Below are 24,038 nucleotides of genomic sequence, written 5' to 3' on the forward strand. Positions count from 1 at the left end.
GAGGCGCGGGAGACTGCGGCGCCCGGGCCGGGGCAAAAAGGAAGGGACACCTGCGGTTTCCCTTCCTCTTTGAACTCCTACCTTTCCCTTGCTTCCCAATCTGGCGCAGATTTCCTATATGTGACCGCTGCGAAATAAAGGAACGGCAGTCGGGTTACTCTTGCGTTTGTTTCGCAAAATATTCGCAGTTCACAGACAGCGTACTGCTACACAGGCGGTTTAGTCAACGCAGGCGCGGCATAACAGTGCCGCACAATTCGTAAGTCTGGAGATTACAGACAGCACCTACGAATTAAGCGTTTGGTGCAAGTTATCCTGCGCAGGCCCTGTCTATCATAACGCGCTCACGAATTGCGCGACACGGGTATGTCGCGCCTGCGTAGAGTAGCTGGTCTGTGTAGCAGAACGGTATCCGACACTGCGAATATGCGGATACATGAGCGCACGCAGTGCGTCTCTGCGGAAGAAAAACTCCTCTGCCGCTCCCCTGCTTCGCAGCGGTCACATGTCGGCAATCTGCGCCGTGCCCTCTAAGGAAATGGGTGATTCTCAAGAGGGTAGAAACCTTGGTGTCTACCCTCTTGTGCGCCTGCCGCGCAGGCAAGAACCGTTCGCCTCGAAGGCGAAAAACCATCGTTTATCAAAAGATTATATCATGATAAAGGAGTCCTAACCTTGACCATCGAAGAAATCCTCAAGCTGCGGCAGGAAGCCGGCGGCTTAAACAAACTGATGCACATGCACGTTGTGACGCTCGACAAGGACGGCGGCGCAACCGTAGAACTCGACCTGACCCCCGAGCTGCTCAATCCGCTCGGCATGGCGCACGGCGGCACGATCTTCACGCTGTGCGATATTGCGGCAGGCTCTGCGGCAGCGTCTCAGGGCACGGTGGCCGTCACGCTCGACAGCACCATCCACTACTACCGTCCGGGTCGCTGCGGCAAAAAGCTGACCGCTGTGGCGTACGAGCGCAAGCGCGGCCGCAAGGTGTCGGTCTACATGGTCGAGGTGCACGACGACGAGGGCAAGCACATTGCCGACGCAACCTTCACCATGTTCTACACCGGCGCTACGCTGGATGACATGAAATATTGAGCGGGGTAAGCAAGGCCATCGTGCAGCCGCTGCTGAGCTGGTATGACGCCGGGCACCGCGACCTGCCGTGGCGGTCTGAGCCTGCTCCCTATCGCGTCTGGGTGAGCGAGATCATGCTGCAGCAGACGCGCGTGGAGGCCGTGCGCGGCTATTTTTCCCGCTGGATGAACGCGCTGCCCGATATTCCCGCTCTCGCGGCGGCGGACGAGGCTGTTTACACCAAGCTCTGGGAGGGGCTCGGCTACTACAGCCGCGTGCGCAACCTGCACCGAGCAGCGGTCCTGCTGTGCGAAGAATACGGCGGCGAACTGCCTGCTGATTACGACAGGCTGCTTGCTCTGCCCGGCGTTGGCGAGTACACGGCAGGCGCGGTGGCGTCTATCGCGTTCGGACTGCCCGTTCCGGCGGTGGACGGCAATGTTCTGCGTGTGGCGGTGCGGCTGGATAACGATTTCACGCCGATCACGGACGCAAAATTCAAAAAGCAGACGCGCGAACGGTTCGCCGCACTCATGCCGTCCGACCGTCCCGGCGACCTCAACCAGTCGCTGATGGAGCTCGGTGCAACCGTCTGTCTGCCGAACGGCGCACCGCGCTGTGACGACTGCCCGATTCAGCATCTCTGCGAGGGCTTTCACCGCGGGAACGCGGCTGTGCTGCCGCTCCGAGCCGCAAAAAAGGCGCGGAGAGTGGAAAACCGCACCGTGCTTGTTGTGCGCTGCGGCGAACTGGTCGGTCTGCGGCAGCGACCGAAAAAGGGTCTGCTTGCCGGTCTGTGGGAGCTGCCCTCGCTGGACGGTCATCTCTCGCCGGACGAGCTGCGCGCGGCGCTCACCGAAATGGGATGGAGCGTGCGAAAGCTGCTCTCTCTGCGGCCTGCCAAGCATATTTTCACCCATGTGGAGTGGCACATGAACGGCGTGTATGTCGAACTGGACGCACCTGCACCCGCTCTCACCTTTGTCACACCTGCCGAGCTGCGCGACGCTTATGCGCTGCCGAGCGCGTTCCGCAGCTTTGTTTCCGTACTGGAGGACTGATCCATGCAACTGCAAACCATCGTTCACACCATTCCGCCGCTGTACGACAGCGAGTCGCGCGTGCTGCTGCTCGGCTCGATTCCAAGCCCGAAATCCCGCGAGGTCGGGTTCTTTTACGGCCACCCGCAGAACCGGTTCTGGCGCGTGCTGGCGGCTGTGCTTGGCGAGGAGGTGCCGGTCTCCATCGAGGACAAGCGCGCGATGTGCCTGCGGCATCATGTGGCGCTGTGGGACACCATCGCCAAATGCGATATTGCGGGCGCGTCCGACACGTCTATCCGCAACGCCGAGCCGAACGACATAGGCCGCCTGCTCCGCGAGAGCAAAATTACGCGCATTTTTGCCACCGGCGGCAAGTCGGCGCAGCTGTACCGCAGGCTGATCGAGCCGAAAACCGGCGTTCCCATCACGCAGCTGCCCTCCACCAGTCCGGCGAACGCCGCATGGTCGCTCGAACGGCTGATAGAAGCGTACCGCGTTATTCTTTGATTCGAGGTGTATTTTTTACGAGTAAAGAGTTATTTCCCAATGCCGCACTCAAAAAGCTGATTTTGCCGCTCGTTATCGAGCAGGTGCTCGCCATCACGGTCGGTCTGGCCGACACGATGATGGTCTCCTCGGTCGGTGAAGCGGCGGTCTCCGGCGTATCGCTGGTCGATATGCTCAACGTGCTCATCATCAACATCTTTTCCGCACTGGCGACTGGCGGCGCTGTCGTGGTCGCGCAGCTGCTCGGCGCGAGAAAGAACGACCGTGCATGCGACGCCTCCAAGCAGCTGTACTTAGTTGTGACGGTCATTGCGCTGATCATCTCGGCACTCGTCATGCTGTTCCGCGCACCACTGCTGCGGCTGCTGTTCGGCACCATCGAGGACAGCGTGATGGACAGTGCGCTCACCTATCTGACGGTCAGCGTGTTCTCCTACCCCGTTCTGGCGATTTACAACGCAGGTGCGGCGCTGTTCCGCGCACAGGGCAACTCGCGTATCTCCATGCTGATTGCGGGACTGATCAACATCGTCAACCTCATCGGCAACTCGCTGTTCATTTTCGTGTTCAAGTGGGGCGTCGGAGGCGCAGCGCTTTCGTCCGTGCTGTCGCGCGGCACGGCGGCTGTCGCTATCACGATTCTGCTGCTGAACCCCGAGCACACGGTCTCCCTGCGGCGCGGACAGCGGTTTCGACCGGATAAGGAGCTTATCCGCCGCATTCTGCAGATCGGTGTGCCGAACGGTCTGGAAAACAGCCTGTTTCAGCTTGGCCGCGTGCTCGTCGTGAGCATGATCTCGCTGTTCGGCACGACGCAGATTACCGCAAATGCGCTTGCGAACAATCTGGACGCCGTAGCCGTCATTCCGGGTCAGGCGATGAGCCTGTCGATGATCACGGTTATCGGGCAGTGCATCGGCTCGGGCGACGAGCCGCAGACGCGCCGCATGGCGAAAAAGCTGATGGTCATCACCTACGCCGTTACCGCGAGCACCTGCCTTGTCACGATTGCGTGCACGCCGCTTATCCTCAAGATTTACAGCGTGTCTGCGGAGGCGCTTGCGCTTGGCATGACGCTGATTATGATCCACAACGGCTGCGCGATCTTCCTGTGGCCGACCTCGTTCGCCATGCCGAATATCCTGCGTGCGGCGAATGACGTAAGGTATCCGATGGTGTGCTCGATTATCTCCATGCTGGGATTGCGGCTTGTCGCGGGATATATTCTCGCGGTGCACTTCGGCATGGGCGCGATCGGCATCTGGATTGCCATGATCGGTGACTGGCTGTGCCGGTCGATCTGCTTCTTCCTGCGGCTCAAGAGCGGGAAATGGCTGAGGTATGCGCCGGGATTACGGGTAGCCGCCGGACAAAAATAATGCACCGGCTTCTGTGCAAAATCCCTTTACAAGCCGTGAATATCTGTTAATATATAGATATAAGCCGTAAACTCCCCGAGGTGAAAATTACCGTTATAACTGAGGAGGGAAATCATATGACACCTAAACAGAGATGGTATTGTTTCTGGGTGATAATCGTAGTGACTGTCCTTTTAACGGCGGGCTTTGTATGGATTGCCATTCACAATCCGCAGGCGTCATTCGAGGACTTGCTTTACGCTCTTTGGAAAGGTATTGTAACCCTTGTTAACGGATAACTGAATAACAGTGCCCCGGCTCTGTCGCTTGACAAAACCGGGGCACTGCGTTATAATGGTATCAACAACGATGGCTCTCTGCGAAAGAGCGGTCGTTCCTAAAAAACTTGGTTAATTGAGGAAACGCCGCTCCTTTTCAGGGGCGGTTATCTTCTATGTTTCAGACATAGACTGATGATAGCAACGATCAGAAGACCGAACTGGAACAGATCGGAATAAGTGACCATGTCATCACCTCCCTTATGTTGGGAGGAACAACCTGTTTCACATCGTTGTTGACATTCTGAGTATAGCATATATTGCAATAGCTTGTCAATCAACCGCCTTTTATGGCGGTTTTTGTTTTATCTGCATACAAAAGGCGAACCTTACGGTTCGCCTTTTTGTCTTACGTTTTTTCGGTAATCAGGAGAAAATCCACTCCTGCTCCTGCTCCTCGCCGCAGTACTTCTGCAGCGTCTCGCGGACAGCGTGCGGGCCGCGGTTCATCTCACCAAACATGCGGACAACGGTCTCGCCTACGCCGATCTCAAACAGGTTGACACCGAAGTAGTAGCGGTTTGCCAGCAGCGGATACAGCTGAGCCTCGCTTACGTCATCGCCCAGCTTCGGGTTGCCCATCAGCGCGCGGACATGCTCGATATTCGCGTCGGGGCTGAGGGTGAACTCGCTGCCGTTATCGTCCACACCTTCCAGATAGCGCAGCCAGCCGGCCAGTACCAGCGGAATGTAAATCAGCCTGGTGGCACGGTGTGCGGGCAGCATGGAGTTATAGTAAGCGTACAGCGTGGTGCCGAAGCGCGGCGCAATCTTACGCGAGGTATCGGTTGCGGTACGCTGCGGGGAATCCTGCAGGAACGGGTTCGGATAACGTTCGCCGAGAACCTCGTGCAGGAATGCCTCCGGGTCGATAACGCCCGGGTCGGCTACCATCGGCATTGCCTCCTGCTCGCTCAGGCGCGTGATGAGGTTGACCAGCTCGGTGTCCTTCATCTCGTCGCTGATGCGGGTGTAGCCGAGCATGCAGCCGAATACGCCGAGGGCGGTATCCATCGGGTTCATGCAGGTGCTTACCTTCATCATCGCAGACTTCTCAACGATGTCGCGGCGGGTGATGATAACGCCGCACTGCTCGAGAGCCGGATGACCGTTCGGGAATGCGTTCTCGATGAGCAGGTAGTGCGGGCTTTCGGAGTTGACGTAAACAGCCGCGTGCGTGCCCTTTTCGGTTACGAACGGCTTTGCGTTCTCCAGACCGTCAGCCGCCAGCTTGTCTGCGATGCGGTTATCCGGATGCGGGGTAATCTTATCAATCATGGACAGCGGGAAGGTATTCTTTTTGAGCAGGAAGTAATACTCATCCTCGGTGATGAAGCCGTTTCTCTGCCATGCGCGTGCCATGTGACGGACAGCACGCTCCAGACGGGTGCCGTTATCCGAGCAGTTATCCAGCGAAACAAGTGCCAGCGGAGGCAGACCGGCGCGGCAGCGAGCGAGGCACAGTGCGGTCAGCTTGCCGAAAAAGGACTGGCAGCCTTCCGGACCGTTCTCGCGGTCATGCTTGTAGTCCGGCAGGAACTCACGGGTGTCGTCCTGGATGATATAGCCCTTCTCGGTCAGCGTAAAGCTGATCATCTGCAGGCTCGGCGCCAGGAAAATGTCCTTCAGGCGCAGCATGTCCTCGCTCAGCTTGAGGCTTTCGGTAACGGACGCAACCACTTCCTTGTTGATCGTGCCGTTGGAATACAGGGTGACAACCAGCGACAGATGATCGCAGGCGCGGTAGCAGCGGTCGATCAGCTCCTCATCGTAGCCGTCGCAGCAGATAATGCCGGTGTCGGACAGACCGGCGGTCAGCAGGCGCTGCGCCAGTACAGCCGGGAAGGCGCGGAACAGGTTGCCGGCGCCGAAATGCAGCCAAGTCGGTGCCTTGTGGGTGTTTTCGCGCACAGCGTCAATGTCGTACTGCGGCAGACGATAACCCTTCCATGCCACGTTATGTTTAATACTCTCTTTTGTAAGTTTCATAAAGAGGTCACTCCCTTTCAGCGAACGGACTGTACCGTTCTTCTCCAATCATATATAGTATAACAAAAAATCAGCCGTTTGCATAGGGAAAAACAGAATTATTCACAAAAAGCTGAAAGCATGCTGCCAATGTTTTCAAATAAAACAAAAACCGCCCGAAAAGGCGGCTGATTGACTTTATTCGGTGTTATATGCTATAATCATTGCGGACACTGTTACATAAGGCGGTCAGACCCTCTTTTCCTTTCCCGCAGTCCGCGGCAGGAAGGAGGTGGCGCAAGTGCAGAAGAAAGCATTTCAGCTTTTTGTATGTGCGGTCATTGTACTGTACATTTTCTGTATAAAAGCGCGATGACCGTCCGGCTGGTACCCGAAACGGTCATCAAAATTTAACTGATGAAAGTACAAGGGCCTGACTGCTGTAACAGTGTCCCTTTGGCTTTATTATAGCATATCCCCCGGTTTTGTCAAGCGACAGGCCGAGGGACTGTTTTTATCTTACGGATCATTCTCCATTTTCAATTCTCGATTTCCGTCGCCGCTTTTCCATTCGGCAGCGCGCCATAGATACGGTTGACCAGCTTCATGCCGAAGTAGACCAGCACGATCTCGATCGGCAGCAGAATAAGGTTCTTCGGCACGCGCGTAACGAGCAGCACGCTCATCGCCTTGCCGCCGGTGACGGTCAGCCACAGGGTGTTCAGGCAGATATTGCAGAACAGGTTGATGCAGGTCTTTGCGCCGATGGCACGCCATACGGTGATCTTGCGCGGATACAGCCACAGACCCCAGATCAGACCGCCGACAACGGCTGTCAGCGTATAGCCCGGGAAATACGCGCCCATGGACAGGTTGCCCGCAAAGTAGCCGAGCACGTCGGTGCACACGCCGGCCATCATGCCGACGACCGGGCCGAACAGCATGCCGATCGACGCATTGCACAGGAAGCCGAAGCCGATACGCAGGTTGGGCGGCAGCTTGATCGACAGACCGAGCAGATCCAGCGTGACGTTGATCGCAATGAGCAGCGCCGTGACCGCCAGACAGCGGGTGGACTTCAGCTCACGCAGCGAGCGGACAAAGATATTCGGAGTTTTAGACATAGAAAAAGACACCTCCTAATCAAATTCATCTGTTGCCACAGCGATTTAGGAAAGTGCCTAAACAGTTGCAGCAGCGGGATGCGACCACAATACCGCAAGGAAAAGGCTCCCTTTCGTCCGCCGAACAACTCCCCGTTTCAGCGGCACTTAACGCATTGTGCTCTACTCTGCTTTTTCTGTTATAATTGTACCACGGTTTGAGCAGGTGTCAATACAGAAAATCTGTGTTCTGTCGGCTTGGTTTTGGTGCATTCTGTGGAATTGGGTGAAATGGCAGACAATCTGTTAGACAAGGGGATTGGACAGCCTCCTCCCTGCTCCGGCGGGTTTTCCGGAAAGTACAGAAAAAGAGCTCCAAACATAAGTTTGAAGCTCTTTAACTTGGTGCGGATGGGGGGACTTGAACCCCCACGTCCTTGCGAACACTAGCACCTGAAGCTAGCGCGTCTGCCATTCCGCCACATCCGCATATTTGGTTGTTGAAAGAAGGTGGTGCGAGTGACGGGACTTGAACCCGTACGTCGATCGACACACGCCCCTCAAACGTGCCTGTCTACCAGTTCCAGCACACTCGCATTGATCTCTCGCGGTGAACCGCTTGTCTCTCAGCGACAAGATATATTATAGCAGGGGTATCCCCCTTTGTCAACAAAATTTTCGAAAAAATTTGAGAAATTTTCAAACGCTGAAAATTATTTTCAAAACAGGCGAAAATCGACACTTTTCCGCGCTTTGTCTTCGGCTTTTGGCGGCATGAAAAACTGCCGCCCTTCGGGAAATTCCGTCAGCCGGCAGAAATTTTTTATTTTTTTACAGAGATGTTACGCAAGCACCTCATGCACTCTGCCCCGCCCATCCCTCCGTATGGAGCGGGCGCTGAGATCTGGGCGGTGGGATTCCATTTGCTGCGGCAAGCAACCATTAAATATTTCAGAGGTTGTCGGCCTGCGGGCTCCCACGGCGGTAGCAGAGTGCCGCCGGCACTCTGCTAAGAGCCGCCTTTCGAATCCCACCTCGGAGTAAAAAATAAGGACCATCCGGATGGATGGTCTTTATTTTGGCGGAGAAGGTGGGATTCGAACCCACGTGGCGTGTTACCGCCAACTCGATTTCGAGTCGAGCTCGTTATGACCACTTCGATACTTCTCCGTATCGCGCCTGTCTTACAGGCGCTTATTTATTCTATCATGCAATGACGGAAAATACAAGTGCTTTTTCCGAAATCGTGATAATTTTTATTTCACCAGAAAGGCATCCGGCAGATAACGGCCTTCCTCATTCTGGGAAAGCGTAGTCGGACTGGTGATCTCGCGGCCGCGGTAGACCATAACGGAGGACGAACCGCCGTCCAGCATGGATGCCTGATATGCGCCGTACTGCTCCATGATCTCGCCGCAGCGCTCGATCGAAATGCCGAACGAGTGCATCTGACGGCCGTCAACGACCATCATGATAACCGTGCCGTCCTTCGCCTGACCGATGGCCGTGCGCGGCTGCTGCTCGTTCAGGCCGGTGCCTGCGACCAGATTCTCGCCGTTGATGATGAGCGCCGGGTGGAACTCCACCGCGTCGCGCAGACTGGAGGTATCGTTGAACGCACCGACCTGCAGATGATCCTCATTGTCAAAGCCGATGATCTTCCAGCCGTTGCCCACTGCGTCCTGATACTTCTCTCCCTGGCTTTTCAGAAAGCCGTACACGGTGCCGCCCGTGCCGTTGCCGTCAAAATCGGCAAAGCCGGAGGCGTTGATGCCCAGAACGGCGTCATAATCTCTCACCATATCGGATACGAACGAGCCGTAATCGCCAAGGCCCTCGCTCGTGCCGACAAAGATATTCTCAGGCTTTTTGCAGAGCGCGATCTTGCCCGCGTACTCCATGCCGAGCGTGTCCTCGCCGGTCTGCTCGACGATCAGAATGCCGTGCTCGGCGTTGACCGCCAACACCGTGTCGCCCTGCTTCGTCTTGAGGCCGGTGTCGTAGTGTGTCTGGCTCGGCTCACCGATCAGATCGATGTTGATCTCGTCGTAGCCGTTTTCCAGATACTCCGGATTATCCGCCAGAAAGCTCTCAAATTCGCTCTCGTTCAGCTCACTGAACATGGCATAGAATTTGTCCTTCGGCGTTTCGGCGGTGTCCTTCTCCTCCCATGCGCCGTCCCAGTTGCTGACGATACCCTCCTGCTTCTGGTTCATCAGGTAGCGCTTGGTCATCACCTCGTTGATGATGTTCTCCGGGATGAACCAGGTGGCCAGCCACTGGTGCGTCATGGTGCCCATTGCGGTTTCGATGTACCACTCACGCCAGCGAGTGACGAACGCGTTCGGTGTGTACAGCAGAAACGGATACACAACCGTGATGCCGATCAGAAAAAAGCAGGTCAGTCCCAGTGCGAAGCGGTGTTTTGCGCCGTTCATTCGTGTTGCTCCTTCTCTCTCAATCCGGGAACCGCGGGATACGGTTCGGGTTTGTCTCTATCACTATCTCTTAACCTTTACGGTTATTATTGGGTGCTCTGCGGGAATGATGACGGCGGTGATTGGTCGTCTTGCTCTGTGCCGTCTTGCTCTGTGCCGTCTTGTTCTGCTGCTGTGCGGGCTTCTGCGCAGACTTGCTGCCGTGTCCTCTGCCCTTCTTCTCCTGCTGCGGAGCGGCCTTGCCGTCCGCCTTTGCGGCACGAGCGGCCAGTGCGGCCTCGACCTTCCTGCGGATGCGCGCGGCAGCCTCATCGCTGAGCGCATACGCGCGGCTCGGCGTGTGAGCGTCTACGCGCGGCTCGTTCTTCTCGAAGCGGGCGTACGGGTCGCTGCGGCGGCCTCTGCGGCTCGAATCATTTCGGTCGTTTCTGCCCTTGCGAGAGCGCGGCGCGGCTGCCTTCGCCTGCTGCTCGGTCTGCTTCTCGGCGGCCTTCTCGCGGCGGGACGGACGCTTGGCATTCGCTCTCGCCTGACGCGCCTTCTTCTTGGCTTCCTTCTCACGAGCAACGTCTGCGGCGACCTCCTCGGCGGTGGCGTTCTCGGAGACCGGCTTGCGGCGGGAGCGCTTGTTGGTCATCCTGCGCTGACCGGACTCGCGCTTCTCCTCCTCCTTTTCCTCGTGCGGAATCTCACCGGCAACCGGAATGCGCTTGCCGATCAGCTTTTCGATATCCTTGAGGTACGGACGCTCGGAGCGGTCGCAGAAGGAAATCGCGGTGCCCTCCTGACCGGCACGGCCGGTGCGGCCGATACGGTGCACATAGGTTTCCGGAATGTTCGGCAAGTCAAAGTTGATAACGAGCGGCAGGTCGTTGATGTCGATGCCGCGTGCGGCAATGTCGGTCGCAACCAGAACCGCGATCTTGCACTCCTTAAAGTCCGCGAGCGCACGCTGACGCTGATTCTGCGACTTGTCGCCGTGGATGGACTTGGTCTTGATGCCCGCACGGTTGAGGTCGCGTGCGACCCTGTCTGCGCCGTGCTTGGTGCGGGTGAACACCAGAACCTGGTGTACATTGCTTTGACGGATGATATCCGGCAGAAGTTCCCGCTTTTCCTGCTTTTCTACAAAATAAAGCTGCTGCTCGATCTTGTCCGCCGGTTTTGCACTCGGCGTTACCGAGATATGCTCCGGCTCATGCAGCATTTTCTCTGCCAGATCGGCAATCTCTGCCGGAATGGTAGCCGAGAACAGCAGGGTCTGGCGCTTTTTCGGCAGGAACTTGACGATGCGCTTGACATCCGGGAAAAAGCCCATATCGAGCATGCGGTCGGCCTCGTCGAGCACGAAAAACTCTGCCTTGTCCAGCTTTACGATCTTCTGACCCATCAGATCCCACAGACGGCCCGGCGTGGCAATGAGAATATCCACACCGCGTTCGATCGCCTCGACCTGCGGCACCTGCGATACGCCGCCGAAGATGACCGCCGCACTGCACGGCATGTAGCGCGCGTACTGGCACACGTTTTCGTAAATCTGCAGCGCAAGCTCGCGCGTCGGCGTGAGGATGAGCGCACGGATGGTGCCCTTTCCGCCCTCGTTCTTTGCCAGGCGCTGGATGATCGGCACTGCGAACGCACAGGTCTTGCCCGTGCCGGTCTGGGCGCAGCCCATCAGGTCGCGGCCCTCGAGCACCGGCGGGATCGCCTGCTGCTGAATGGGCGTCGGCTCGGAATAGCCCGCCTCCTTCAGTGCTTTGAGGATGTTTTTCTCCAACTTGAGTTCGTTAAATTTCATGGTAAATATTCGATTCCTTTTGCTATCTTTGGTATGCAGTCCGACAAATCCCGCTTGCCTGTGGACTGGGTTCTGTGCTATACTTATTATAATTGTCTCTGAGACAATACGAATGTTATCAACCCACAGATCAACTATGAGGTGACCTATTTGTTAGAAATTATCCATCACGTTCTGCCGGAAGCATTTTTCGATGTACTCAAGACCGTACCGCTGCTGCTTATCGTGTACGCACTGCTGTACTACATTGAAAACCGGCTGACCAACACGCCGGAGCTGCTCTCACGTGCGGCGCAGTTCGGTCCGGTGGTCGGCGCGCTCGCCGGCTCTATTCCCCAGTGCGGATTTTCCGCAGCAGCGTCCGCGCTGTTCTCGGCAGGCTTTCTTGCACCGGCAACGCTGGTTGCCGTGTTCCTTGCCACCTCGGATGAGGCGGTGCCCATCATGCTGGCAGGCGGCGCAAGCGTACAGCAGGTCGTGCTGCTGCTCGTGGTCAAGTTTGCGATCGCGGTCATCGGCGGCTATATTCTGCGCTGCACCGTGTTCCGTAAGCACAAGTCCGGAACCGACGGCCCGCTCGAGATCGAGATGGGCGACTGCGGCTGTGAGACCTCGCCGGTGGCGAACATCCTGTCCCACACCATCAAGACCACCATCTTCCTGTTTGTCGTGCTGTTCGCGCTCAACATGGTCGTACACGGCATCGGTGAGGAGCGTGTCGCTTCCCTCATGCTGACCAACAGCATCTTCCAGCCGCTGCTGTGCGCAGTGCTCGGTCTGATCCCGAGCTGTGCGATGAGCGTGCTGCTCAGCGAGCTGTTTGTCGGCGGCACGATCAGCTTCGGCGCTCTGGTTGCCGGCCTTTCCACCGGCGCAGGCTTCGGCTACATCGTTCTGCTCGAGGAGAAGGAAGGCCGTCATCGCGCCCTGCCGGTCATCGCGGCAACGTTTGCCACCGCCGTGATCGGCGGTACGCTGGTGCAGCTGCTTATCGGCTGAGAATGAAAAAATCTAAGGCAATGCCGCATAATTGAACAAGATCAATTTGTGAACAAATTGTGCGGTGTTGCCCTAAGGATGTGTCAAAACGGCACATCCTTTTTTATGCCCTGCGGAGAAGGCAAGCCGTCAGCCCATCTCGTGCAGCAGCTCGAGTGCCTGATGCGCCCACGTCATATCAATGCGCGAGAACTCGCCGCCCGGCGTGTACAGATAGGTCTCCACATCCGCGTGCAGGCGCTGATACGCCGCGCCCGGCATAGCGGCATACTGCTCCGCGCCGTCGGAAAGCACGGCCACGAAGCGGAAATCGCCCGTGCGCTCGTCTAATTCATGGAAGAGCAATTCGACAACATCGAGGTCGCGGTTCAGCTGTGCGAACAGCAGCAGCTTCATGATCTCGATGGTACGGTCGTCCAGACCACGCTCGAGGATGTTGATCTTCTCACGGAAGGTGTTGAGGCTGTCGGTCACGCGCAGGGTGTAGCCTGCCAGCGGATCGAACTCCGCCTTGGGAACCTGACCGTCCTCGGTCCACAGCCATACCATAAACTGGTTTGCCATGTCATGGTACAGGCACGGGTGTACGGCGAGCAGTGTCTCGCCGCAGTTTGGACATTTTACACGAAAGACAGACAGATCCTGTACCTTTGCCCGCAGCTCGGGATTTCGGTCGATATTGATATGGTCGATCACCTTGTGTTCGGTTTCCATATGACAGTGCGGACATTCGATCATCATAACAGTGATTCCTCCCTTGTGTTTGTCCAATTAAACTTTATTATAACACATTTATATAGCTGTAAGCAAGTTCGGATCATCAGTAATTCGGAATTAGCAGTTAGGAATTGTCGCTATCCTTGCGCGAGTTCCGTCTGCGCTGCGTCGAGTAATCGCCGGCTTTACCGCAGGGGCGAACAGTGTTCGCCCGCAAACCATTCAATCTCGGTATCAAAAGAAAGCACCTGCCGACCGCAGGTGCTCCTTGTCTATTCCGCCTTGTAAATGCTGCCTTGTGCGACCGCAATACTCGAACCATTCATCGTGCCGCTGTATGAATCGTACCAGCGCGGAATCTCCTTGCCGTTTTTATCATAAAAACGGAACATATCCTCCGACGGGAGCAACTCATCCGGCATGTATCCGGTCAGATCGGTGCAGAGCAGAAAATACGGCTTTGCACTCTCATTCGTCATCTCATAGGTCTGTCCATACCAGTTGAGCGTCACCTTTGCAACCTGCTGTTCCGGTTCCTTGCCGCTCAGCAGCAAAAAATTGTGTCCGCCGCAGCAGGTGATATCGTAGTTAATGCCGGAATCGCCGGAGCCCATACTGTAAAATTTCCATGTACCGAGCCAGCTGCGTTTCGCAGTCATTTCGCCCAGAAAGCATTCCTGCTCGATGCCCTCCTGCGTCATTACATAATACGCCGTGTCACCGATCACGATACCATCGTATATCGTTACACCGGAAAACATCGTCAGATTGTTCTCCTTGAGCATCTGCACCTGCTGTGCAAGCGTGTCCTCATCCAGTCGGTACGGTTTTACCGCGTAACTCGATTTGCCCGCCGCCCACACACAGACTGCTGTCACAGCCGCCATCACAAGGATTCGTTTTCCCAGTCCTTTCATAAAATACACCTCCCTATCCTGCCTCAAGTATAACAAATTTTTTCGGCGCAGAATATGGAAAAAGCGACAAAATGCAACGGCAGTTTTATAGAAGTGTACTATCTATCCCGTAGGGGCACAGTGTGCGCCCGCACTATGGTTAAACGTATGCTTGGCCGTTCCTTGCACAGGCTCCGGTTGTGCTGCGGGCGAACAATGTTCGCCCCTACGGTTACACATCTGCAGAAGGTAAAAGAAAAGCACCGCAGAAAAATCTGCGGTGCTATGGCATGACTGGTGCGTAAGCCGGGTTCTGTCGTGGACGGTCATCTATCTCGAATGCACGTTGCCGTGCATCTCAAGCCGCCAGTCGGGACGATCGGGCAAATCATAGTCCCAGTCGGCGTTGCTGCGGATAGAGTTTACAGACCTCCCATGTTGCCATGGGACGTGGTGAGCTCTTACCTCGCCTTTCCACCCTTACCGTTCAAAAAACGGCGGTATATCTCTGTTGCACTATTCCTAAGGTCACCCTCGGCGGACGTTATCCGTTATCCTTGCCCTGTGCAGCCCGGACTTTCCTCATGCCCGAAGGCACGCGACCGTCTGCACCAGTCATAAATAGCATTATACCGTAAAAATCGCCTGCCGTCAAACCGGACTTGCAAAATCGTGAAAAATCATGTATACTGTTCCTCGTACAAAGGCGGTGTTACGCATTTATGACAGCATTAGAACAATACCTCGGCGGCCTGTCGGATAAGCGGGTCGGCGTAATCGGCGCGGGCGTGAGCAATATGCCGCTCATCCGTATGCTGCGCGCTGCAGGCGTGCGCGTTACCGTGCATGACAAAAAAGAACCCACCGAGCTTGGCGACGGCTATGCTACCCTCGCTACCCTCGGCGTAGACTTCGTTCTCGGCCCGCATTACCTTGATGCGCTCGATGAGGACGTTATCTTCCGTACTCCGGGTGTTCACCCGCGTTTTCTTGAGAAGGCGCGCGCAAACGGCTCGGAGATCACCAGCGAGATGGAGCTTTTCTTCGCGGTCTGCCCGTGTCCGATCATCGGCATCACCGGCTCGGACGGCAAGACCACGACCACCACGCTCGTCAGCGAGATTTTGAAGCACGCGGGCTATACCGTGCATCTCGGCGGCAATATCGGCACGCCCCTGCTCCCCCGCGTGGACACGATGACCGAAAACGACCTTGCAGTTGTCGAGCTGTCCTCGTTCCAGCTGATGGGCATGAAGCACTCTCCGCACATTGCGGCGATCACCAATCTGACGCCCAATCATCTGGACTACCACAAGGATTTTGACGAGTATGTGCAGGCCAAGACTGCCATTTACCGCAATCAGGGCGAGAACGACAAGCTGATCCTCAATCTCGACGACGAGGTCACCCGTTCGCTCAAGGCATCCGGCAACCTGTTCTGCACCAGCAAAACGCAGGAGCTGGCCAACGGCGTGTTCCTCAAGGACGACGTTATCTACATCGCGGACGGCGGCGTGCGCCGTGAGCTGATGCCCGCATCCGACATCCGCATTCCGGGCGCGCACAACGTGTACAACATGATGATGGCGGCTGCTGTCGTGCAGGGTTACGCCTCTGACGACGATATCCGCGCCGTGGCGACCACGTTCGGCGGCGTTGAGCATCGCATCGAGTTCGTGCGCGAGAAGGACGGCGTGAAGTACTATAACGACTCCATCGCCTCCAGTCCGACGAGAACCATCGCAGGACTGAATTCCTTCCAGCAGAAGGTCATCCTGATCGCAGGCGGCTACGACAAGCATATCCCGTATGACGTGCTCGGTCAGCCTATCTGCGACCATGTAAAGCTGCTGCTGCTCACCGGCGCTACTGCACCCAAGATTCGCGAGTGCGTGGAGAATATCGAGGGCGAGCATCCCCCGATTATCGAGGTGGAAAACCTCGAAACAGCCGTGCAGGAGGCCGCTGCCCACGCAGAAAGCGGCGATGTTGTTATCATGAGTCCAGCCAGCGCGTCGTTCGACCGCTTTAAGAATTTCATGGAACGCGGCAAGCTGTTTAAGGCGCTTGTGGAAGAGCTGTAAGGTTAACAGGATAAACGCTTGCATTATTTCGCAATCAGTGCTATACTATAAGCAACGATATGAATTAGTTCACTTGGCGAAAACCCCCGGAGAGTACCAGTCTCCGGGGGTTTTCTATTCCGTTTTTCGGTGGCTTAAGCCGGGGCTGATGTTGCCTTACTTCTGCTCATCCAGCCACTTGCAAATGTAGTGTGCAATTACATTTGCCATAATGGAGCAGATTAACGATACGGTGAAGTTCACTTGGCGCACCTCCTTCCCGTTGCCGGGAATAAGTAGGGCAACACCAGTATTATACCATACAGATGAAATCCTGTTAAGCGAAAGACGTGCAATGCACGTCTTTTTCGCTGTTTTATGGCACATTATACAGTTTTACAGATTGATTATTGTTAAAAAAGGGCGGACACATTGGTCCGCCCCTACGGTAATCTGCACCTTCGAGGAAAACTCCTGCCTCGCACAATTACTAATTCTTAATGATGTACTTCCGCGCCCAGACGAGTGCGGCGACCGCCGTGACCAGCTCCACCATCGGGAACGTCAGCCAGACGCCATCGACGCCGAGCACCCACGCAAGTGGGAACAGGATCGGCGGCACAGCAATCACGCCGCGCAGCAGCGAAATGGCAAAGCCCTGCACGGTCTTATCCGACGCGCTGAAAAACGCGGCCGTGACCATGTTCACGCCCGCGAACAAAAAGCCTGTGAAGTAGATCCGCAGGCCGCTCTCCGCGTAAGCGGCAAGCTCCGGGTCATGCTCACTGTTGAACACCGCCGTCAGCGGCTCCGCGCCGAGGAAAACCGACACGCACAGCACGGCTGCAATCCCGAGCGCGGTGCAGATGCCCCAGCGGAACAGCCGCCGCAGCTGTTCCCTGTCACCGAGACCCGAGCTGCGGCTGACCAGCGGCTGTATGCCGGTGCACAGTCCGGTAAAGACAGCGATTCCCACCAGAGCAAGATTTGCCACCACGCCGTAAGCCGCCACGCCGGTATTGCCGCTGAGGCGCAGCAGCACCAGATTGAACAGCAGCAGCACCACACCGGAGGCGATTTCACCGATGAGCGAGGACAGACCGGGCGCGCACAGGCTCGGCACACGGCTGACGCGCAGCGGCGTTTTGACGAGATGGAAGCCGCGGGACGGTCTCCGCAGGTGCGTCAGCAGCACCAGAATGCTGACAAACGGCGAGAAGCCGGTCGCAAGCGCCGCACCGAACATGCCCAGTCCGCACGGGAAAATGAAAATGTAATCGAACACGATGTTGAACAGGCTGCCCGCGACCATGCCGCACATGGCAACGGTCGGCGCACCGTCATTGCGCGTGAACGCCAGCAGCACGTTGTTCATCACAAAGAACGGCCCGAAGCACCACAGCATGCGCAGGTAGGTTGTCGTCATGCCGAGTGTATGCGCGTCCGCGCCGAGCAGCCGCGCGATCGGCTGCGCAAAGCACAGTCCGCCGAGCAGGAACAGCACGCCGAGCAGCAGCCCGAGTGCCGCCGCGTGCGTGAATACGCTGTCCGCCTGTCTCTGATCGTTCTGCGCCCGCGCGATCATGTACTGCGTTGCCGCGCCCACGCCGAGCATCAGGCCGATGCCGTTCATCAGGTTGTACGCCGGTATGGCGATGTTGAGCGCCGCCAATCCGAGCGAGCCCGTGCCCTGTGCGACAAAAAATGTATCCGCGAGAATGTAGCACGAAATGCCGATCATCCCCAGGATGTTCATCGCGGCATAGTGCCCGAATTCGCGCAAAGCTCCCTGTTTGTGCAATTCCTTCTCCCCCTCAAATTTTTATATAAAAAGTGATCGACCCTTCCCGGAATACACCGAAAAGGGCCGATCCGCAATGCTATCGACGGAAAACATTGCTTATTTACGAAGCAGTTATAATATACCATCTTCCCATAGAAATGTCAAGTGGCTTATTCGGTCGGAAAAGCACTTTTGGGGTCGGATGCTGCAAAACAGTCCAGTCCGTGCCACATCAACCCCATCAAAAGCGATACGACCTGCTCGGTCGGCGTGTCCTGCGCTCTGGTCGCCCAGGTGGACAGCATGGATACCATGCCCGAAATGATATACGAAAACACAAGCAGCTTCCGCTGCTCGCTCATTTCCGGCATCATGTGCATATCCCAGCCGTCGAGGAAGGCTTCATACGTCATGGTCTGCAGCTTGCGTACAAAATACGGGTCTCCCTGCTCGCTGCACAGCACCTGAATCACCTTCATTATGCGCGGATTGCTCCGGATCTGCTCCAGAAAGTCGATAAAGAATCCCTTGATCTCCTGCAGATCGCGGCACTCCCGTTCGTGCATCGGCGCATGCTCGTGCATGTGCTCGATGATCTCGTCCTCGGTCGTGCGAAGGATGTCGGTCACGTCCTTGAAATGCAGGTAGAAGGTCGAGCGGTTGATGTCCGCTCTCGCGCAGATATCCTTGACCGTGATAGAGACCAGCGGCTTCTCCAGAATCAGGTCAATCAGGGCTTCACGCAGCGCAGACCGTGTAAAGCGCACTCTGCGGTTGTTTTTGGCTTCGGGCATGAGCATTTTCCTCCTTGGTGCTCATCAGGACGGTTTTCTGTGGATGGTACTTATTTTATCAGCGTTGTGTCCGCAAGTCAATACCGTGTCGAAAATCAAATGTTACCAAAGTGTTAAAAAACCAGCAGGGAAACCTGCTGGTTTCAGTCTGTCGATAAAGTCAATCTATCGTTTTTATTTTTCGTGCGGCAGCACGCATAAAATAGAATTTGCACAGCAAATTCATAATTCCCGGGGGCGTGTACCTCGGGAATTATACAAGGGACGAAAAATTGTGCCCGTAGGGCGCGGCTTTTCGTCAAGATTCGATTGAAAGCGTGGTTTCAATCGAGAGGATGCTCGAAAAACGGAGTTTTTCGACAGCCTCAAACCAGCAGGGAAACCTGCTGGTTTTCTTATGCTGCAAGCGAAAGCACCTCATCCGTGCCGAAGATACGGTGCAGGTCGGAACGTCCCTGCTTCATTCGGTCATATACCGACCGGTTTACAACCGACGTATCCCCCTGCTCAAAATCCTGCATGGATTTCCGAATATCCAGCAGGCGGTAGCGTCCCTCGTTGGAGTCGCTTGCGTGCAGCATGAACATGGGCGCGTACTCCGCGCCGGAAACCGTCACCTGTCCGGTCTCGCCGCTTCTGGTGAGTGTCAGCGTGACAGCTGCCGTCAGGTTGGTGTACGGGTCAAACTGGTTGGAGATCAGGTTGCCGAGACAGTAGCACAGATAGCCGGTGCGTCCGTCCGGCAGCGTCCGCAGCTCCATCGGCTGCGGCACATGCGCATGCCCGCCGAGCACCAATGTCGCGCCGTGCGCAAACAGGTAGTCCGCCAGCTGCTCCTGCTGCTCGGACGGCTCGGTGTGGTACTCGTTGCCCCAGTGTACATACACGGCGATCGCATCCGCACCGGACTGCCCCGCCTTGTCCAGATCCGACTGGATGAGGTCGTAATCCACCACACTGCAGTCGGTCATGTAGTCGGTCGTGTAGACGCTGACGCAGTACGGGTGCTCGCTGTCCACCGGCAGACCGTTTGTGCTGAAGGTATACGCCAGCATGGCCAGTTTGATGCCGCCCACGTCGATGATCTTCACCGTGTCGCGCTCCTGCTGTGTGCGGTAAGTGCCGACGTGCTCCAGACCGGCGGCGTCCAGCACATCCAGTGTGCGAACAAGACCGCTGTACCAGGTATCCATGCTGTGGTTGCTCGCCGTGGAGAGCAGGTTAAACCCGACCGTTTTCAGACCGTAGGCCAGCGCATCCGGTGCGCAGAACTGCGGATAGCCCGAATACGGCGGACCGTTGAACGTGGTCTCCAAACAGGCCGTTGTGTAATCCGCAGCCTCGTAATACGGTCTTGCGTCCGCAAATAGGTGCGTAAAATCATACGCTTCGCCGTTCCACGCATCCGCGACAAGCGGCATGTGCGCCACAATATCGCCCGCCACGCACAGGGTCGCTGTGGTGTCCGGCTGCACCTCCGGCTCCTGCCGAACGGTCTCCTCCGGCTCCTGCAGGCGCGGTGCCGCCTCCGGCAGATTCCGCCAGATCAGCACGCCCGCTCCCGCCAGCAGCACCACCAGCACGCCTGCCAGAATTTTGGTACCGATGTGCTTCATGCTCATCCCTTCGGCGCCTTGCGCGAGGCCTCAAACGACTCCGCGCGCACGCGCATCACCTCAGTGACGGACAGAGCCGCGTCCGTGTATGTCCAGCCGCCCCTGCCGGTCTGGTGCTGCATGATAACGTCCAAGCCCTGCCGTTTCTCCTCATTGTCCTTTGCAAATTTCACCTTGCCGTACCCCACGATGGACGAGAACGCATAGCTGTACCGGCAGGCCAAGTCGCCCTCGCCGGTCAGACCCTCCTCACAGTCCATCTCGAAGCACACGCGTGAGTCGGCTTTCAGCGAATCGATCTTCTTGCCCTTCACGCCGCCGTGAAAGTAGAGCGTCAGCCCGTCCTCATCCCAGGTGTAGCCAAAGTTCATCGGAATGACGTACGGCCAGCCGTCCGTGCCGGTCATGGCGACGCGGCAGACCTTGCAGGCCTGCAGGATCGGCTCGATATTCTCTCGGCCGGTGATTTCTCTGTCTTTTCTGCGCATGAATTTCACCTCTGTTCAAGTATTTGTATCATCATATCATATTCCCGCCAACAATACAACAAACCCTGTGCAAAATATGCACAGGGCTGTCTTATGCTGTCAGCTATCAGGTATTGTGGTCGGAAACGTGGAATTTCTTCAGGTTGCCGATCTTCTGGGCGCGGATGTCCATTTCCTTGCAGACATCCTCCATGGTCACGCCGCACTCGTTCATCATTACCATCATGTGGTAGAATACGTCGTTGATCTCACCGACCAGCTCGGCCTTGTCGCCGTTCTTGGCTGCAATGATGGTCTCGGCGCACTCCTCACCGACCTTCTTGAGAATCTTGTCAATGCCCTTCTCGAACAGATAGCAGGTGTATGAGCCTTCCTGCGGCTCGGCGCGGCGCTGCGCGATAACGGCTTCCATTTGCTCAAACGAATTCATAATACTGCTCTCCTTTTACTTTTCTTCCGGCTTCTCCCACAGCGTGGTGAAAAAGCAGGTGCGGTGTCCGGTGTGGCAGACCGGACCCTTGGGCGTGCCGACATAGATGAGCGTGTCATCGTCGCAGTCGGACAGAATCCTGCTGACAAAGATAAAATTGCCCGAGGTCTCGCCCTTGTTCCACAGCTTCTGGCGCGAGCGCGAGAAAAACCACGCCGTGCCGGTGTCCATCGTCAGCTGCAGGGCCTCCTCGTTCGCGTAGCCGAGCATCAGGACTTCGCCGTTTCGCTCGTCCTGGCAGATAATCGGCACCAGAGGAGCCTTTTTGAAAAATTTAGATAATTCCATTGTATTCACCTTTTAATTGAGAATGGAGAATGGAAAATGAATGTGCCGCGCAAAGCGCGGAATTTAATGCGGTGCTTCGCACCGTTCCTTAATTCTCAATTCTCCATTTTCAATTCTCAATTACTTCACCGTCTTACAGGAATGTTACGTTCCTGCAAATGTTCCTTCACCTCGCCCACGGTCAATTCCCGATAATGGAACAGGCTGGCCGCGAGAGCGGCATCACACCCGGTTTTCTCGAACACCTCGGAGAAATGCTCGAGCGAGCCGCAGCCGCCGGACGCGATGACCGGAATGCCGACCACCTCCACGACCGCCTTGGTCAGCTTTAGGTCAAAGCCGGACTTGGTGCCGTCCTTGTCCATCGAGGTCAGCAGGATCTCGCCTGCGCCGCGCTCGTAAACCTCTTTCGCCCACGCGACCGCGTCCTTGCCGGTCGGGGTGCGGCCGCCTGCAACGTAAACCTCAAAGCCGGACGGCATTTCGGCGTTCGCACGCGCGTCGATCGCGACCACAACGCACTGGCTGCCGTACTTCTCCGCAGCGGCATTCACCAGATCGGGATTCTTGACCGCCGAGGAATTGATGGAAATTTTATCTGCACCGGCGCGTAAAATCTCGCGGAAATCGTCCACGGTGCGAATGCCGCCGCCGACCGTGACCGGCACGAATACCTCACGGCAGGTGCGGCGCACAACGTCGGCAATGGTGTCGCGGTTGTCGCTCGTGGCGGTGATGTCGAGGAACACGATCTCGTCCGCGCCCTCCTGCGAGTAGAACTTCGCCAGCTCGACCGGGTCGCCCGCGTCGCGCAGCCCGACAAAGTTCACGCCCTTTACCACGCGCCCGTCCTTTACGTCCAGACAGGGATGATGCGTTTTGCTAACAAGTTTTTCACTCCGTTCAAATCGAGGTCAATCGTAACCGTAGGGCGGTTACTTGGCCTGTTCGATAGCCTTTGCCAAATCGAGGGTGCCGGTATACACCGCCTTGCCTGCGATAGCACCGTCGATGCCGAGCTTTTTCAGGCCGGCAATATCCTCGAGGGTGGACACGCCGCCGGACGCGATGATCTCGCAGGAGACCGAGGCGCGCAGCGCCGCCAGCTGGTCAAAGTTCGGACCTGCGAGCATGCCGTCCTTGTCAATGTCGGTGAAGATGATGTGGCGCACGCCGATGGACTCCATGCGCTCCGCGAACGCGATGTAGTTCTCGCCGCTGTCGCCCAGCCAGCCGTCCGTGCGGACGGTCTCGCTCCTGGCGTCGATGCCGACAACGATCTTGTCGCCGTACTTTTTTACAGCCTCGGCTACGAATTCCGGGTCGCGGACAGCCGCCGAGCCGATGATAACGCGCGAAACGCCCAGTGCAAGCACGGTCTCCACATCCTGCATGGAGCGGATGCCGCCGCCAAGCTCCACGGTCGCGCCGGTCTCGCGGATGACCTGCTCCACCACGCCGTAGTTCGCGTGCGAGCCGTCCTTAGCGGCGTCAAGGTCAACCATGTGTACAAGGTCTGCACCGGCATCGAGGAACCGCTGTGCGGTCTCGACCGGGTTTTCTGCTACTTTATGTGCAGTGCCGTAGTCGCCTTTCTGCAGGCGCACGCACTGACCGTCTTTCAAATCAATCGCGGGGATAACTCTCATTTTCCCACCTCCGTCAGTTTTGCAAAGTTGCGAAGCATCACAAGTCCCACTTCACCGCTCTTTTCCGGGTGAAACTGGCAGCCGAACAGGTTCCCTCGTGCCACCATAGCAGGCACGCGCGTGCCGTAATCCGTCACGGCGGCAAGGTCGTTTTCGTCCGCCGGATGCGCCATGAAGCTGTGCACGAAATACACATAGCTGCCGTTTTCCAGACCCTCGGTCATGGCATTCGGACGCAGAATGTCCAGCGCATTCCAGCCGATCTGCGGCAGCTTGAGCGCCGTTTCAATGCGCTCAATGCGTCCCGGCAGCAACCCCAGACCCTTGCACGGACGCACCTCGTCCGATTCCTCGAACAGCATCTGCATACCAAGGCAGATGCCGAGGAACGGTTTTTCCTTTGCAGCCTTCAGCACCGTCTCCGTCAAACCGGAGTGCTCCAAAGCCGCCATCGCATCCGGAAACGCGCCGACACCGGGCAGGATAACGCCCGCCGCATTCTCGATCACGTCCGCCGAAGCCGCGATTTTATTTTCATAACCCAGGTAATCGAGCGTGTTGTGTACGCTCATCAGATTGCCTGCGCCATAATCTACGATTGCAATATAACTCATGTTGTACCTCT

22 protein-coding genes, 3 tRNA genes, 1 other RNA gene and 1 riboswitch are annotated in these 24,038 nt (G+C 56.8%); of the genes, 6 read left to right on the forward strand and 20 right to left on the reverse strand.

Translation table 11 applies throughout. The annotated features are described in order from the left end of the window. The first annotated feature begins 675 nt into the window (after nucleotides 1–675). Genes DXB00_RS11685 through DXB00_RS11700 form a run of 4 tightly spaced genes read left to right on the forward strand, consistent with a single transcriptional unit; the run spans nucleotide 676 to nucleotide 4,006 of the window. The gene (locus tag DXB00_RS11685) at nucleotides 676–1,098 is read left to right on the forward strand and encodes a PaaI family thioesterase (protein WP_110436509.1); all 423 of its coding nucleotides are present in this window, start codon (nucleotides 676–678) and stop codon (nucleotides 1,096–1,098) included. Further along, nucleotides 1,095–2,138, forward strand: a complete 1,044-nt coding sequence (locus tag DXB00_RS11690; protein WP_119214966.1) for an A/G-specific adenine glycosylase — start codon at nucleotides 1,095–1,097, stop codon at nucleotides 2,136–2,138. Before DXB00_RS11685 ends, DXB00_RS11690 begins: the two co-directional genes overlap by 4 nt. Before the next feature lie 3 nt (nucleotides 2,139–2,141). After that, on the forward strand, nucleotides 2,142–2,627 hold the full coding sequence (locus tag DXB00_RS11695; RefSeq protein WP_119214967.1) for a DNA-deoxyinosine glycosylase: 486 nt from the start codon (nucleotides 2,142–2,144) through the stop codon (nucleotides 2,625–2,627). Continuing rightward, the gene (locus tag DXB00_RS11700; protein WP_119214968.1) at nucleotides 2,582–4,006 is read left to right on the forward strand and encodes an MATE family efflux transporter; all 1,425 of its coding nucleotides are present in this window, start codon (nucleotides 2,582–2,584) and stop codon (nucleotides 4,004–4,006) included. The genes DXB00_RS11695 and DXB00_RS11700 overlap by 46 nt, the downstream gene beginning before the upstream one ends. A gap of 424 nt (nucleotides 4,007–4,430) precedes the next feature. Here DXB00_RS11700 and DXB00_RS18280 read toward each other — a convergent pair whose 3' ends face one another. From DXB00_RS18280 to DXB00_RS11735, 8 genes are all read right to left on the reverse strand, one after another. Beyond that, entirely contained in the window at nucleotides 4,431–4,580 is a 150-nt protein-coding gene (locus DXB00_RS18280) for a putative holin-like toxin (protein ID WP_413814495.1), read from the reverse strand. Between the two features lie 109 nt (nucleotides 4,581–4,689). Further along, entirely contained in the window at nucleotides 4,690–6,312 is a 1,623-nt protein-coding gene (locus tag DXB00_RS11705) for a mannitol dehydrogenase family protein (RefSeq protein WP_119214969.1), read from the reverse strand. Between the two features lie 518 nt (nucleotides 6,313–6,830). Beyond that, nucleotides 6,831–7,415: a folate family ECF transporter S component gene (locus tag DXB00_RS11710; RefSeq protein WP_110436503.1), complete on the reverse strand. Its 585-nt coding sequence runs from the start codon at nucleotides 7,413–7,415 to the stop codon at nucleotides 6,831–6,833. A gap of 69 nt (nucleotides 7,416–7,484) precedes the next feature. Then, a riboswitch (THF riboswitch) is annotated at nucleotides 7,485–7,587 on the reverse strand. A 210-nt stretch (nucleotides 7,588–7,797) separates the two neighbouring features. Then, nucleotides 7,798–7,883 (reverse strand) — tRNA-Leu (locus tag DXB00_RS11715). A gap of 22 nt (nucleotides 7,884–7,905) precedes the next feature. Then, a tRNA-Leu gene (locus DXB00_RS11720) sits at nucleotides 7,906–7,990 on the reverse strand. Between the two features lie 483 nt (nucleotides 7,991–8,473). Then, a tRNA-Ser gene (locus DXB00_RS11725) sits at nucleotides 8,474–8,564 on the reverse strand. Nucleotides 8,565–8,650: 86 nt separating this feature from the next. Beyond that, complete coding sequence (locus DXB00_RS11730) at nucleotides 8,651–9,832, reverse strand: phosphodiester glycosidase family protein (protein WP_118729397.1); 1,182 nt, start codon at nucleotides 9,830–9,832, stop codon at nucleotides 8,651–8,653. A gap of 70 nt (nucleotides 9,833–9,902) precedes the next feature. Then, nucleotides 9,903–11,630 carry a DEAD/DEAH box helicase gene (locus DXB00_RS11735; RefSeq protein WP_118729398.1) on the reverse strand — a complete coding sequence of 576 codons (1,728 nt, stop codon included), beginning with the start codon at nucleotides 11,628–11,630 and terminating at the stop codon, nucleotides 9,903–9,905. 150 nt (nucleotides 11,631–11,780) lie between these two features. Between DXB00_RS11735 and DXB00_RS11740 the strand changes: the two genes are divergently transcribed. Then, nucleotides 11,781–12,629 (forward strand): putative manganese transporter, encoded by an 849-nt coding sequence (locus DXB00_RS11740; RefSeq protein WP_147358083.1) that lies wholly within the window; start codon nucleotides 11,781–11,783, stop codon nucleotides 12,627–12,629. A 129-nt stretch (nucleotides 12,630–12,758) separates the two neighbouring features. Here DXB00_RS11740 and DXB00_RS11745 read toward each other — a convergent pair whose 3' ends face one another. From DXB00_RS11745 to rnpB, 3 genes are all read right to left on the reverse strand, one after another. After that, complete coding sequence (locus DXB00_RS11745; protein ID WP_117751668.1) at nucleotides 12,759–13,370, reverse strand: CpXC domain-containing protein; 612 nt, start codon at nucleotides 13,368–13,370, stop codon at nucleotides 12,759–12,761. A gap of 248 nt (nucleotides 13,371–13,618) precedes the next feature. Then, entirely contained in the window at nucleotides 13,619–14,263 is a 645-nt protein-coding gene (locus tag DXB00_RS11750; RefSeq protein WP_118729400.1) for a hypothetical protein, read from the reverse strand. Nucleotides 14,264–14,529: 266 nt separating this feature from the next. Beyond that, an RNA gene (gene rnpB, locus DXB00_RS11755) (RNase P RNA component class A) lies at nucleotides 14,530–14,860 on the reverse strand. Between the two features lie 104 nt (nucleotides 14,861–14,964). Here rnpB and murD point away from each other — a divergent pair. Then, nucleotides 14,965–16,326 carry a UDP-N-acetylmuramoyl-L-alanine--D-glutamate ligase gene (gene murD / locus DXB00_RS11760; RefSeq protein WP_118729401.1) on the forward strand — a complete coding sequence of 454 codons (1,362 nt, stop codon included), beginning with the start codon at nucleotides 14,965–14,967 and terminating at the stop codon, nucleotides 16,324–16,326. A gap of 469 nt (nucleotides 16,327–16,795) precedes the next feature. On the opposite strand, the gene DXB00_RS11765 is transcribed toward murD, so the two are convergent. The 9 genes from DXB00_RS11765 to hisH form a co-directional block, all read right to left on the reverse strand. Further along, nucleotides 16,796–18,106 carry an MATE family efflux transporter gene (locus DXB00_RS11765; RefSeq protein WP_243022647.1) on the reverse strand — a complete coding sequence of 437 codons (1,311 nt, stop codon included), beginning with the start codon at nucleotides 18,104–18,106 and terminating at the stop codon, nucleotides 16,796–16,798. 152 nt (nucleotides 18,107–18,258) lie between these two features. Next, the gene (locus DXB00_RS11770; RefSeq protein ID WP_158581313.1) at nucleotides 18,259–18,882 is read right to left on the reverse strand and encodes a TetR/AcrR family transcriptional regulator; all 624 of its coding nucleotides are present in this window, start codon (nucleotides 18,880–18,882) and stop codon (nucleotides 18,259–18,261) included. Nucleotides 18,883–19,277: 395 nt separating this feature from the next. Continuing rightward, entirely contained in the window at nucleotides 19,278–20,498 is a 1,221-nt protein-coding gene (locus DXB00_RS11775) for a CapA family protein (protein WP_147359214.1), read from the reverse strand. Between the two features lie 2 nt (nucleotides 20,499–20,500). Further along, nucleotides 20,501–20,986, reverse strand: coding sequence for a pyridoxamine 5'-phosphate oxidase family protein (locus DXB00_RS11780; RefSeq protein ID WP_119214972.1), 486 nt, complete (start codon nucleotides 20,984–20,986; stop codon nucleotides 20,501–20,503). Between the two features lie 106 nt (nucleotides 20,987–21,092). Continuing rightward, entirely contained in the window at nucleotides 21,093–21,416 is a 324-nt protein-coding gene (gene hisE / locus DXB00_RS11785; RefSeq protein ID WP_110436493.1) for a phosphoribosyl-ATP diphosphatase, read from the reverse strand. A 15-nt stretch (nucleotides 21,417–21,431) separates the two neighbouring features. Next, complete coding sequence (hisI, locus tag DXB00_RS11790) at nucleotides 21,432–21,764, reverse strand: phosphoribosyl-AMP cyclohydrolase (RefSeq protein ID WP_110436492.1); 333 nt, start codon at nucleotides 21,762–21,764, stop codon at nucleotides 21,432–21,434. Between the two features lie 125 nt (nucleotides 21,765–21,889). Then, nucleotides 21,890–22,606 (reverse strand): imidazole glycerol phosphate synthase subunit HisF, encoded by a 717-nt coding sequence (gene hisF, locus DXB00_RS11795; protein ID WP_442861382.1) that lies wholly within the window; start codon nucleotides 22,604–22,606, stop codon nucleotides 21,890–21,892. A gap of 93 nt (nucleotides 22,607–22,699) precedes the next feature. Continuing rightward, complete coding sequence (gene hisA, locus DXB00_RS11800; protein ID WP_119214973.1) at nucleotides 22,700–23,413, reverse strand: 1-(5-phosphoribosyl)-5-[(5-phosphoribosylamino)methylideneamino]imidazole-4-carboxamide isomerase; 714 nt, start codon at nucleotides 23,411–23,413, stop codon at nucleotides 22,700–22,702. Continuing rightward, nucleotides 23,410–24,027 (reverse strand): imidazole glycerol phosphate synthase subunit HisH, encoded by a 618-nt coding sequence (gene hisH / locus DXB00_RS11805; RefSeq protein WP_118729406.1) that lies wholly within the window; start codon nucleotides 24,025–24,027, stop codon nucleotides 23,410–23,412. The genes hisA and hisH overlap by 4 nt, the downstream gene beginning before the upstream one ends. Between the last annotated feature and the right edge of the window lie 11 nt (nucleotides 24,028–24,038).

The sequence above is a fragment of the Butyricicoccus sp. OF10-2 genome, assembly GCF_003481925.1.
GTDB classification, from domain to species: Bacteria; Bacillota; Clostridia; order Oscillospirales; family Butyricicoccaceae; genus Agathobaculum; species Agathobaculum butyriciproducens.

Coding starts and splice junctions, on each gene's coding strand:
- DXB00_RS11695 (WP_119214967.1), top strand. CDS start 2,142: ATGCAACTGCAAACCATCGTTCACACCATTCCGCCGCTGTACGACAGC.
- DXB00_RS11700 (WP_119214968.1), top strand. CDS start 2,582: ATGGTCGCTCGAACGGCTGATAGAAGCGTACCGCGTTATTCTTTGATT.
- DXB00_RS18280 (WP_413814495.1), bottom strand. CDS start 4,580: ATGCTATACTCAGAATGTCAACAACGATGTGAAACAGGTTGTTCCTCC.
- DXB00_RS11705 (WP_119214969.1), bottom strand. CDS start 6,312: ATGAAACTTACAAAAGAGAGTATTAAACATAACGTGGCATGGAAGGGT.
- DXB00_RS11710 (WP_110436503.1), bottom strand. CDS start 7,415: ATGTCTAAAACTCCGAATATCTTTGTCCGCTCGCTGCGTGAGCTGAAG.
- DXB00_RS11730 (WP_118729397.1), bottom strand. CDS start 9,832: ATGAACGGCGCAAAACACCGCTTCGCACTGGGACTGACCTGCTTTTTT.
- DXB00_RS11735 (WP_118729398.1), bottom strand. CDS start 11,630: ATGAAATTTAACGAACTCAAGTTGGAGAAAAACATCCTCAAAGCACTG.
- DXB00_RS11745 (WP_117751668.1), bottom strand. CDS start 13,370: ATGATGATCGAATGTCCGCACTGTCATATGGAAACCGAACACAAGGTG.
- DXB00_RS11750 (WP_118729400.1), bottom strand. CDS start 14,263: ATGAAAGGACTGGGAAAACGAATCCTTGTGATGGCGGCTGTGACAGCA.
- murD (WP_118729401.1), top strand. CDS start 14,965: ATGACAGCATTAGAACAATACCTCGGCGGCCTGTCGGATAAGCGGGTC.
- DXB00_RS11770 (WP_158581313.1), bottom strand. CDS start 18,882: ATGCCCGAAGCCAAAAACAACCGCAGAGTGCGCTTTACACGGTCTGCG.
- DXB00_RS11775 (WP_147359214.1), bottom strand. CDS start 20,498: ATGAAGCACATCGGTACCAAAATTCTGGCAGGCGTGCTGGTGGTGCTG.
- DXB00_RS11780 (WP_119214972.1), bottom strand. CDS start 20,986: ATGCGCAGAAAAGACAGAGAAATCACCGGCCGAGAGAATATCGAGCCG.
- hisE (WP_110436493.1), bottom strand. CDS start 21,416: ATGAATTCGTTTGAGCAAATGGAAGCCGTTATCGCGCAGCGCCGCGCC.
- hisI (WP_110436492.1), bottom strand. CDS start 21,764: ATGGAATTATCTAAATTTTTCAAAAAGGCTCCTCTGGTGCCGATTATC.
- hisA (WP_119214973.1), bottom strand. CDS start 23,413: ATGAGAGTTATCCCCGCGATTGATTTGAAAGACGGTCAGTGCGTGCGC.
- hisH (WP_118729406.1), bottom strand. CDS start 24,027: ATGAGTTATATTGCAATCGTAGATTATGGCGCAGGCAATCTGATGAGC.